Source organism: Vibrio tapetis subsp. tapetis (assembly GCF_900233005.1).
In the GTDB taxonomy this organism is placed as follows: Bacteria; Pseudomonadota; Gammaproteobacteria; order Enterobacterales; family Vibrionaceae; genus Vibrio; species Vibrio tapetis.
This window is the reverse complement of record NZ_LT960611.1, coordinates 3,516,935-3,528,508: the sequence shown is the minus strand read 5'-3', so window position 1 is coordinate 3,528,508 and position 11,574 is coordinate 3,516,935. Positions and strand designations below refer to the sequence as shown.

The window sequence follows — 11,574 nt, the reverse complement described above, 5'->3', positions numbered from 1 at the left end:
GCACTGCCTCCCAAAACGTCTAATAGTAAGAGAAATGCCAGAGCGCGACTATCTTTTGTGTTCCTATCTCGGTATCTTAACCGCTTCAAACTTGCCAGTAATCGAATGAATAATCAGGAATTTCATTCACTCATGGATCGATTATTTATTCCTTTAGAGAACGACACAGCATGACAATGGATAGTATTTCCACCCGAATCTTACACCTCATCAAAGTGAATCAAATCGTTCAAGCCGATTTAGCCAAAGCCTGTGGGGTATCTCGTGCCGCGGTGAGCAAATGGGTGAAGGGGGGCAGTATTGAAGAATCTAATGTCGACAAAATTGCGAGTTTCTTTTCGGTCACCCCAAACTGGTTAAGGTACGGAGAAACCGCTTTTAGTGTCGCCGACAATACCGACGAAAAAAGCATAGAATCCATTATTATCAACCCAGATGCGGCCCAGATTGTTTCTTGGGAGTGGGATGTTACTCATAATACCGTGAGTTACTCTGACAACGTAAAAGAAGTCTATGGCATAGATATCCACTGTAATGACGATTTCTTTTCACTGCTCAAACCAAGTGATAAAGAAGAAGTTAATCGTATCTATGAACGCCTTATTCAGTTTGGCGGATCAACTGAAATGGACTTTCAGATCCAAGTGAATAACGAATCCAAATGGATCACGTCACGAGCGACCGGTATTACAGAAGATGATTTGATAAAAAAAATCGTTGGTATCAGTATGGATAATACGATGAGGGTTGAGGCTGAGTACAAGGCAAGCCGATATCAAACACTCTTTTTTTTCATCCTCGATAAACACCCTCACGCGGTGTTCATTACAAGTAAGAACGGCGAATTTATCCACTGTAATCTCAAAGCGGCTAACCAAGATTACCTGGAACAAAAGCTGCGGTTCGAGTCGTTAATCGCTAATCATTTTAAGTCCGTTGTTAGCCAATTTGAACGTTCACCCGCCGATGAACACACCATGATTTGGGACGGGACAAACGCAGTCATAACTCAATGTGATGGTCTATTTGTTTTCTACTTTGAAACCTAACCAAAATGAATGCCCAGAAAAACTGGGCATTCATTATTCTAAATAGACCACCGGCTCTTTCGCCGATCTCACTGTGCGCCCCCTTAGATGAGCAACACAACAGCCTTACAAATCTAGAATAATTTTCTTTGATTTCGCTCTTGAAACGCACACCAGCATAGAGGTTTGCGCGTTTTTTTCTTCCTCATCAAAATAGCTGTCTCTGTGGTCCGCCTCACCTTCAATAATGTCGGTTTCACACGAGCCGCATACGCCATTTCGACATATACAATCAACACTGATTCGGCCGTCAGCCTCTATGGCTTGCAAGATACTTTGATCGCTTGCTACCCGCAGAGTAAAGCCAGACTGATGGAGTTCTACCTCAAAAGCCTCACCTGATGAGGTTGCTTCTGTGAAGCTCTCAAAGTGAATACGTTCCTTACCTAGCGCATTGGAACCGTGTTCATCGATTGCGTTAATCAGCCTCTCTGGCCCACAAACGTAAACATGAGTAGACGCTGGTTGACTCGTCATTAGTGCCTCTACATCTAGCCGTTCATCTTGGCAACTTTCGTAAGTAAATAGCCTATCTCCCAGCTTTTCTCTTAACTGCGCTAAGTAAGGTGCATGCTGCGCATTGCTGTAACAAAAATGCAGTTCGTAATTCAACTCACCCAGAGAGGGCTGCGCCAAATAGGATAAAAATGGCGTAATTCCAATCCCTCCCGCGACAAAAACATGCTTGTCATTAGCGGCATTCTGCAATGGAAAGTAATTGTCACTGGACTCAATGACCAACTCATCGCCAACCGCAACAGAGTCATGCATATATTTCGAGCCACCTTTCGATTCCTTTTCTAATTGAACCGAAATTTGGTAGTGGCCATCTGTTTCATGATTAATCAATGAATAGGCACGCGTAATGCCCTCTTTCATCGTGACACTTATGTGGCCACCGGCACTAAACGAGATGGGACCACCGGCCGTTGGTTGTAATGTAAACTGCCTAACCTGCTCAGTGACATCATTAATCTCGGCTACTCTAACTGTATTTTTCATCGTTATTTACTCTAAATCCACACAGACATATTTGATTTCTAGATAGTCACTAATTCCATACTTAGAGCCTTCCTTACCCAAACCTGACTGTTTGACGCCACCAAAAGGCGCAACTTCGTTGGATATGATTCCGGTATTTACACCGACCATACCCGACTCTATTTTCTCGGAAACACGATAAACTCGATTGATATTTGTGGTATAGAAATAAGCCGCGAGCCCAAAAATAGTATTGTTGGCGCGCTTTATGACTTCTTCTTCATCAGAGAACTTTATAATGGATGCGATTGGGCCAAAGATTTCATCGTGAACTAGGTTCATGTCGTCGGTCACATCGGAAACAAGGACGGGAGAAAAGTAGTTTCCGCCCGATTCCCGTAAGATACCAACGGGCTCAACAGTCGCGCCCTTGCTCTGCGCATCTTTTAGCAGACTCGTCATATTGGTTATGGCGGCTTGATTGATCATCGGGCCAACAGTCACACCGATATCCGTCCCTTTACCCACAACAAGTTGTGAGGCTTTATCTTTAAACGCTTGATAGAATTCATCGTAGACTTTCTCATGGACATAAATTCTATTCACACAAACACATGTTTGCCCGCCATTACGAAACTTCGCTGCCATTAGGCCATCAACGGCTTTCTCAATATTTGCATCATCGAATACGATAAAAGGCGCATTGCCCCCTAGTTCCATCGACGTTTTCTTAATTGTGGATGCACATTGAGCCTGAAGTATGCGACCGACCTCCGTAGAACCGGTGAATGAGAATTTGGCAATCAAAGGATGTGTTGTTAATTGTTCTCCGATCATTCGAGAATTGCCCGTAATGACATTGATCAACCCATCCGGTAAGCCCGCTCGTGACGCCAATTCACACAATGCCAGAGCAGTAAAAGGGGTTTCTGTGGCTGGCTTAATGACGATAGAGCAACCAGCGGCCAATGCAGGCGCCGCTTTACGAGTAATCATGGCCGCAGGGAAATTCCATGGGGTAACCGCCCCACACACACCGATCGGCTGTTGAATCGTGTGGATACGATTCGAGGCAATCGTAGCGGGAATGACATCCCCATAAATGCGCTTCCCTTCCTCTGCAAACCATTGGATAAACGACGCCGCGTACGTAATTTCACCACGAGCTTCATATAAAGGCTTACCTTGCTCCGATGTCATGATTAACGCCAAATCGTCCACATTTTCGATAATAAGCGAGTACCAACGTTGCAGTATTGAACTTCTTTCTTTAGCTGTCGTTGCACTCCAAGTCGCCATTGCCTTTGAGGCAAGTTCTATCGACTCAAGCACTTGATTCTTATTTAAATCAGGCACATAACCGATCAGACTGTCATCAATTGGATTCGTCACTTTGGTCACCGAAGTCGCGTCCTCCCAGCGACCATTGACAAAACAAGCCTGCTTAAAAAGCGTGCGATCTTTGAGTTGATTAATCATTGAAACCACCCTCTTCTAGGTATCTGTTTGCTAGGGTTTTGTGAAAATATGCTAAACCTTCTTCGGTAATACCCGAACCTTCAGAACAAGTCATAATGCGCCCCTGACCTCGATATCCTCTTGATTTTAAATCCTTTTGAACACTTTCAACCAATCTCAGGTCTTCTGGTCGAAATGTGTTTTCATACCAATCGACCAGTTTTTTCTGTTCATCCGTAAGCACTTCGTTAAAGAAATAGATCTCATAAAATTGAAGCGTCTCATTCGCGCTTATCGGAAACTCGTAGATAACCGTCATAAAGTCACCGCCCGGAGGCATGTTAAACATGGTGCATGGCCACAACCAATACCCAAGAAACTTAGGATCGATCGTGCCTTCATTAAATTTGAACGACTGCTCAGAAGAAACAGCATGGCCAATTTGTAAGGTCCAGTTAGGATTAAACTCTTGTGTATAACGTGTAACGTCAACGGATGAAGCAAAGCTAACGTGATTGGTTGGGCAGTGATAACACTCAATATAGTTATCTACGATAGACTTCCAGTTGGCGGGTGTTTTAGAGACAAAACGAGCTGCTCGCTTGAGTTCATGCACTCTAGGCATGTGTTTTAGTACCGTTTCTTCCAAACCCGGTAACTGCTCTTCAATTGGATTCGGCTCTTCTTTTGATAAGTTGATAAATATAAAGCCGGCATATTCCACTACATGAAAGGCGGATAAGCCCAAGACATCTTTTTCGAATTTATTCACATTTTCACAGTTAGTCGCATGAACTAACTCGCCATCAAGCTTGAACGCCCATGCGTGGTAAGGACACGTAATAACATTCTTCGTCTTTCCACTTTCTTCCGATATCAATTGATGCCCACGATGGGGACATACGTTGTAGAACCCGCGCAGCACTGAGTCTCTACCGCGTACCACTACGAGGCTTTCTCCAAACATTTCGCGACGAATGAAACTGTTTTTGCTACTCGCTTCACTAACGTGAGCCACACAAACCCAACTATTCACAAAAAAGGCTTCGACTTCTTTCTCGAAGATAGACTCATCAGTGTAAAACCTTGAAGGAATTGTCCACGCATTAGCCAGATCTTCATGGTGCTCAGGAATGATATCGGTTGAAAATTTCATGTTATGTCCAAACTCAAAGTTGTTAACCAGTGGTTTGCAATATACGGTTTATTCCCCTTAACAAGCAATAACCAAAAGACGATGACAATCACAATTATTAACAATTTATTAACTAAATTCACCATAAAAACACCATAAAGACACATCTAAAAACCAATTAAACTTATATAAATCAAATAAATAAATAATTATTTCGAGAGAAATCCCAAACTCGATCAAATTTGACTTTTGTTGCGTTATTTTCAAATCTGTAAATTAACAGTTAACAAACAACCGGAGATAAAAGTGAAATCTTTTAGTAAGTGGAACATGGACGTGAGCTTGCTCATACCCTCTATTATCATTGTATTTTCAAGCTGCGCTTATTTAGCAATGAACCCCATGATTGCTGGTGAGATCATCAACCTACTGTTTGGCTGGGTCACATCAAACTTTGGCTGGCTTTATCTTTTAACCGGAATAAGTTGCTTAGGCGTTATGCTTTATCTCGCATTTTCTCGCTATGGGAACATACGCTTGGGAAGAGAAAATGATACTCCGGACTTTAAAAAGTCTTCATGGATATCAATGTTGTTCTGCGCAGGTATCGGCATTTCACTGTGTAACTGGGCCTTTATTGAGCCAATTTATATTATGGCCTCGCCACCACTTGATATCGAAGCAGGCACATCAGCCGCAATTGAATGGGGTGCGATGTATCCATTACTACACTGGGGCGTGGTTCCATGGGCTATTTATCTTCTTCCTGCACTACCGATGGCCTATAACTTTTACGTTCGACGTGTGCCTATCATGCGATTTAGTGAAGCCTGTAGACCCGTTTTAAAAGGCTTAGTCGATGGCCCTATTGGAAAAGTCATCGACCTGATTGTGATCATATCAATCATTGGTGCTGTGGGTACCTCACTAGGTTTATCGGTTCCTTTAGTAACCAGTTTGCTTGATTCAATGTTTGGTATTGGCGACTCTCTATTTGTTCAATTCATGGTGTTGGCTTCATGGATTGTCATGATCGGTTGGTCCGTTTATTCAGGACTAGGTAAAGGAATACAAATATTATCTAATATCAATATGGTATTAGCGCTGCTGCTATTGGCCTTTGTTTTATTTGCAGGACCAACATTATTTATCCTACAACTGAGTTCCAATAGTTTAGGTCTGTTTCTCGATAACTTCTTCAGAGTAAACACTTGGACTTCACCGATAGATCAGGACTCCTTCCCTAGTGCCTGGACTATTTTCTATTGGGCGTGGTGGGTCGCTTATGCACCTATGATGGGTATTTTTGTCGCTACGATTTCTAAAGGCAGAACCATTCGTGAGTTTATTTTAAACGGAGTACTTTGGGGTGCCGCTGGAACGAGCGTGTTCTTTATGGTTTGGGGCGGGTATTCTTTGCATTTAGATATGACTGGCACCCTTGCTGTCGCCGATATTTTAAATTCAGAGGGCATACCGAAAGCCGTAACGGCCATAGTAAACAACTTGCCATGGTCATCAATAATTGCGCCATTATTCATCATTTTATGTTTCATTTTCCTGGCGACAACCGTCGACTCTTCAGCCTATACATTGGCGCTAATCACATCCAAAAAAATTAAGATTAATGAAGAACCAACACGAATGAATCGTGCGTTTTGGACATTAACCTTAGCATTTGTCGGCGTTGGTTTGCTGACGGTAGGTGGCTTAAAGTCAGCGCAAACATCCACTTTGGTCGCAGCGCTTCCAATGATCCCTGTGATATTGATTATGGTCGTCTCTTTCTTTCGAATGCTTAAACAAGACTTCCCTGAAATTTCTACCCAAAAGCACGTTGTGCTGGATGGTGAAGGAATGGTGGTGGTTGAGGTAGAACAACACACGGAGAAAGTCGCTGAATTAACAACCACTTAAAATAGTCACTAAATAAATCAGTCGAGTTCACATTGCCCATCAAATAGTTCGTGGCAATGTGGCTTGTCTGTTTTTTTGAACGCTATATTTTTATTAAAAGTCATCATATAACAAACATGTATCTATAAGGACCGGCTTAAGTGAAACATATTAAAATAGCAGTCATTGAAGGTGATGGTATAGGCAAAGAAGTTATCCCTGAAGGCATAAAAGCAATTGAAACTGCGATCAGCCATATGCCAATCACCATTGAATGGGTTTACTTTGATTGGAGTTGCGAAACCTATCATTCAACGGGAAAAATGATGCCAGATAACGGCATTGAAACCCTTAGCCACTTTGATGCTATATATCTCGGCGCCGTTGGTTTCCCCGGAGTGCCCGATCACATATCACTTTGGGGGTTGTTATTACCGATTCGAAGAGCATTTAATCAATATGCGAATATTCGACCAGTACGCCTATTTAAGGGGATCGAGTCTCCACTTGCCAACAAAAAGCCCGGTGATATTGATTTCTATGTGATCCGAGAAAATGTGGAAGGTGAATACTCAAATATTGGCGGAATTCAATATGAAGGTACCGATGACGAAGTCTGTGTCCAACAAAGTATATTTACCCGGAAAGGAACAGACCGGATTATTCGATATGCATTTGAATTCGCGAATCAACGTCAGAGAAAACACCTGAGTTCAGCAACGAAATCAAATGGCTTGTTTCATAGTATGCCTTATTGGGACTCCAGAGTAGATCTTATCGCCCGAGACTACCCAAGAGTAACAACCGACAAATTCCATATCGATATCTTTTCCGCAAACTTAGTGACTAAACCGGAAAGTTATGACGTTATCGTTGGCTCAAATCTCTTTGGAGACATATTGTCTGATCTTGGCCCGGCTTGCACAGGGACGATCGCCATTGCACCTTCCGCTAATGTCAATCCAGAGCGTGAGTTCCCTAGTATGTTTGAACCCGTTCATGGTTCAGCTCCAGACATTTACGGCCAAAACATCTCAAACCCAATAGGTGCGATATGGGCAGGCGCTATGATGATGGAGCATCTTGGGCTTACTTCGGTACACGACAGTATAATCAATGCAATAGAAGACGTTACTCAACACGAAAAACTTCGGACTAGAGACATGGGAGGAGTCGCTTCTACTCAAGAACTAGGAGATGCCGTTGCTACTGCAATTTCGACCCGTTCGAGCAAGGTAGCGTAATAGAAGACCACAAACGTAAAAAAGCCCAAGTCGTAAGACTTGGGCTTAATATAAGTGGCGGAGTGGACGGGACTCGAACCCGCGACCCCCGGCGTGACAGGCCGGTATTCTAACCAACTGAACTACCACTCCGCAGTGTCTATTCAGCTTATCGCTATTTTTTGTTTATCTTTAAAAAAGATAAAACGAAATAGAAGTCTGGCGATGTCCTACTCTCACATGGGGAAACCCCACACTACCATCGGCGCTATTGTGTTTCACTTCTGAGTTCGGCATGGAATCAGGTGGGTCCACAATGCTATGGTCGCCAAACAAAATAAATGGTGCTAGTACCCAGAGTCGAACTGGGGACCTCACCCTTACCAAGGGTGCGCTCTACCAACTGAGCCATACCAGCACACTTAATTTTGCTGTTCAGTCAAATGGACTGAAAAAAGCCCGTTTTCCAACGGGCTTCTCAAATTTAAAGCCTGGCGATGTCCTACTCTCACATGGGGAAACCCCACACTACCATCGGCGCTACTGCGTTTCACTTCTGACCCCTTTTGATGGGTTCAGGTGGGTCCGCAACGCTATGGTCGCCCCCCAAATTCTTTAATTCGGAAAGCTGTTGCTTAAAAGTTCTTATTACACATTCAATTATGTTCTTGCTTTTGAGTCCAATCAAAACCCCTTGGGTGTTGTATGGTTAAGCCTCACGGGCAATTAGTACAGGTTAGCTCAATGCCTCGCAGCACTTACACACCCTGCCTATCAACGTTCTAGTCTTGAACAACCCTTTAGGGCACTTAAAGTGCCAGGGAAAACTCATCTCAAGGCTCGCTTCGCGCTTAGATGCTTTCAGCGCTTATCGATTCCGAACTTAGCTACCGGGCAATGCCATTGGCATGACAACCCGAACACCAGAGGTTCGTCCACTCCGGTCCTCTCGTACTAGGAGCAGCCCCTTTCAATTTTCCAACGCCCACGGCAGATAGGGACCGAACTGTCTCACGACGTTCTAAACCCAGCTCGCGTACCACTTTAAATGGCGAACAGCCATACCCTTGGGACCGACTTCAGCCCCAGGATGTGATGAGCCGACATCGAGGTGCCAAACACCGCCGTCGATATGAACTCTTGGGCGGTATCAGCCTGTTATCCCCGGAGTACCTTTTATCCGTTGAGCGATGGCCCTTCCATTCAGAACCACCGGATCACTATGACCTGCTTTCGCACCTGCTCGAATTGTCATTCTCGCAGTCAAGCGGGCTTATGCCATTGCACTAACCACACGATGTCCAACCGTGTTTAGCCCACCTTCGTGCTCCTCCGTTACTCTTTGGGAGGAGACCGCCCCAGTCAAACTACCCACCAGGCACTGTCCGCAACCCCGATAAGGGACCGACGTTAGAACATCAAGCATACAAGGGTGGTATTTCAAGATTGCCTCCACTCCATCTAGCGACGAAGTTTCAAAGGCTCCCACCTATCCTACACATGTAGGGTCAATGTTCAGTGCCAAGCTGTAGTAAAGGTTCACGGGGTCTTTCCGTCTAGCCGCGGGTACACTGCATCTTCACAGCGATTTCAATTTCACTGAGTCTCGGGTGGAGACAGCGTGGCCATCATTACGCCATTCGTGCAGGTCGGAACTTACCCGACAAGGAATTTCGCTACCTTAGGACCGTTATAGTTACGGCCGCCGTTTACCGGGGCTTCGATCAAGAGCTTCGACCGAAGTCTAACCCCATCAATTAACCTTCCGGCACCGGGCAGGCGTCACACCGTATACGTCATCTTACGATTTTGCACAGTGCTGTGTTTTTAATAAACAGTTGCAGCCACCTGGTATCTGCGACTCCTAGTAGCTCCATCCGCAAGGGACTTCACCGCCAAGAGCGTACCTTCTCCCGAAGTTACGGTACCATTTTGCCTAGTTCCTTCACCCGAGTTCTCTCAAGCGCCTTGGTATTCTCTACCCGACCACCTGTGTCGGTTTGGGGTACGATTTCTTATAATCTGAAGCTTAGAGGCTTTTCCTGGAAGCATGGCATCAATGACTTCACAACCGTAGTTGCTCGACATCGTGTCTCAGCGTTAATGACGGTCCGGATTTACCTAAACCATCCGCCTACGCACTTGAACCTGGATAACCATCACCAGGCCCACCTAGCCTTCTCCGTCCCCCCATCGCAATTATAAGAAGTACGGGAATATTAACCCGTTTCCCATCGACTACGCCTTTCGGCCTCGCCTTAGGGGTCGACTTACCCTGCCCCGATTAACGTTGGACAGGAACCCTTGGTCTTCCGGCGAGGGAGTTTTTCACTCCCTTTATCGTTACTCATGTCAGCATTCGCACTTCTGATACGTCCAGCAGCCCTTACAGACCACCTTCAACCGCTTACAGAACGCTCCCCTACCCCGCACACCAAAGGTGTGCAGCCGCAGCTTCGGTTTACTACTTAGCCCCGTTACATCTTCCGCGCAGGCCGACTCGACCAGTGAGCTATTACGCTTTCTTTAAATGATGGCTGCTTCTAAGCCAACATCCTGGCTGTCTGAGCCTTCCCACATCGTTTCCCACTTAGTAGTAATTTGGGACCTTAGCTGGCGGTCTGGGTTGTTTCCCTCTCCACGACGGACGTTAGCACCCGCCGTGTGTCTCCCGGATATTACTTATTGGTATTCGGAGTTTGCAAAGGGTTGGTAAGTCGGGATGACCCCCTAGCCTTAACAGTACTCTACCCCCAATAGTATTCGTCCGAGGCGCTACCTAAATAGCTTTCGGGGAGAACCAGCTATCTCCAGGTTTGATTGGCCTTTCACCCCTAGCCACAAGTCATCCGCTAATTTTTCAACATTAGTCGGTTCGGTCCTCCAATTGATGTTACTCAATCTTCAACCTGCCCATGGCTAGATCACCTGGTTTCGGGTCTAATTCTAGCAACTGAGCGCCCAGTTAAGACTCGGTTTCCCTACGGCTCCCCTAAACGGTTAACCTTGCTACTAAAATTAAGTCGCTGACCCATTATACAAAAGGTACGCAGTCACCCAACAAGTGGGCTTCTACTGCTTGTACGTACACGATTTCAGGTTCTATTTCACTCCCCTCACAGGGGTTCTTTTCGCCTTTCCCTCACGGTACTGGTTCACTATCGGTCAGTCAGTAGTATTTAGCCTTGGAGGATGGTCCCCCCATATTCAAACAGGATATCACGTGTCCCGCCTTACTCGTTTTCACTGATTATGATGCGTCGACTACGGGGCTATCACCCTTTACTGCGACACTTTCCAGAGTCTTCGTCTGCATCATTAAAAGCTTAAGGGCTAATCCAATTTCGCTCGCCGCTACTTTCGGAATCTCGGTTGATTTCTCTTCCTTCGGGTACTTAGATGTTTCAGTTCCCCGAGTTCGCTTCACTTAGCTATGTATTCACTAAGAGATGACCGCTTATGCGGCCGGGTTTCCCCATTCGGAAATCGTAGACTCAAGTGGCTTTTACTGCCTTATCTACGCTTATCGCAAGTTAATACGTCCTTCATCGCCTCTGACTGCCAAGGCATCCACCGTGTACGCTTAGTCACTTAACCATACAACCCCAAGAGGTCTTAATGTTTGGAAAACAACCAAGGTGGTCTCTTTTTTTAATAAGGGAAAAACGTTCAATTTTGCCGGATTCAAATATGTTTTCTTTCCCTTGAAACCCCAAAACCACTTGAAGGGGGGTGGGTCCCTATCATTCTAAAAAAGTCTTAGAATTTGAAAACTTTTAAATTTAATTAACAT

6 protein-coding genes, 2 tRNA genes and 3 rRNA genes are annotated in these 11,574 nt (G+C 45.0%); 3 read left to right on the top strand and 8 right to left on the bottom strand.

Annotated elements, in window-relative coordinates:
* The first annotated feature begins 176 nt into the window (after positions 1-176).
* Positions 177-1,049 carry a helix-turn-helix domain-containing protein gene (locus VTAP4600_RS15860; protein ID WP_172443130.1) on the top strand — a complete coding sequence of 291 codons (873 nt, stop codon included), beginning with the start codon at positions 177-179 and terminating at the stop codon, positions 1,047-1,049.
* Between the two features lie 105 nt (positions 1,050-1,154).
* Here VTAP4600_RS15860 and VTAP4600_RS15855 read toward each other — a convergent pair whose 3' ends face one another.
* From VTAP4600_RS15855 to VTAP4600_RS15845, 3 genes are read right to left on the bottom strand one after another with little or no spacing between them, the layout of a single operon-like run.
* Positions 1,155-2,090 (bottom strand): PDR/VanB family oxidoreductase, encoded by a 936-nt coding sequence (locus tag VTAP4600_RS15855; protein WP_231897820.1) that lies wholly within the window; start codon positions 2,088-2,090, stop codon positions 1,155-1,157.
* Between the two features lie 6 nt (positions 2,091-2,096).
* On the bottom strand, positions 2,097-3,548 hold the full coding sequence (locus VTAP4600_RS15850) for an NAD-dependent succinate-semialdehyde dehydrogenase (RefSeq protein ID WP_197708645.1): 1,452 nt from the start codon (positions 3,546-3,548) through the stop codon (positions 2,097-2,099).
* Complete coding sequence (locus VTAP4600_RS15845) at positions 3,541-4,683, bottom strand: aromatic ring-hydroxylating oxygenase subunit alpha (RefSeq protein WP_102523661.1); 1,143 nt, start codon at positions 4,681-4,683, stop codon at positions 3,541-3,543. The genes VTAP4600_RS15850 and VTAP4600_RS15845 overlap by 8 nt, the downstream gene beginning before the upstream one ends.
* A 285-nt stretch (positions 4,684-4,968) precedes the next feature.
* On the opposite strand from VTAP4600_RS15845, the gene VTAP4600_RS15840 reads away from it, so the two are divergent.
* Positions 4,969-6,579, top strand: coding sequence for a BCCT family transporter (locus VTAP4600_RS15840; protein ID WP_102523660.1), 1,611 nt, complete (start codon positions 4,969-4,971; stop codon positions 6,577-6,579).
* Positions 6,580-6,719: 140 nt separating this feature from the next.
* Entirely contained in the window at positions 6,720-7,802 is a 1,083-nt protein-coding gene (locus VTAP4600_RS15835; RefSeq protein WP_102523659.1) for a tartrate dehydrogenase, read from the top strand.
* A 55-nt stretch (positions 7,803-7,857) separates the two neighbouring features.
* Here the strand turns inward: VTAP4600_RS15835 and VTAP4600_RS15830 are convergent.
* The 5 genes from VTAP4600_RS15830 to VTAP4600_RS15810 form a co-directional block, all read right to left on the bottom strand.
* Positions 7,858-7,934: transfer RNA gene (locus VTAP4600_RS15830), tRNA-Asp, on the bottom strand.
* Positions 7,935-7,998: 64 nt separating this feature from the next.
* Positions 7,999-8,114, bottom strand: a 5S ribosomal RNA gene (gene rrf / locus VTAP4600_RS15825).
* 9 nt (positions 8,115-8,123) lie between these two features.
* Positions 8,124-8,199: transfer RNA gene (locus tag VTAP4600_RS15820), tRNA-Thr, on the bottom strand.
* 71 nt (positions 8,200-8,270) lie between these two features.
* Positions 8,271-8,388 (bottom strand): 5S ribosomal RNA (gene rrf, locus VTAP4600_RS15815).
* A 98-nt stretch (positions 8,389-8,486) separates the two neighbouring features.
* A 23S ribosomal RNA gene (locus VTAP4600_RS15810) occupies positions 8,487-11,378 on the bottom strand.
* Positions 11,379-11,574: the final 196 nt, after the last annotated feature.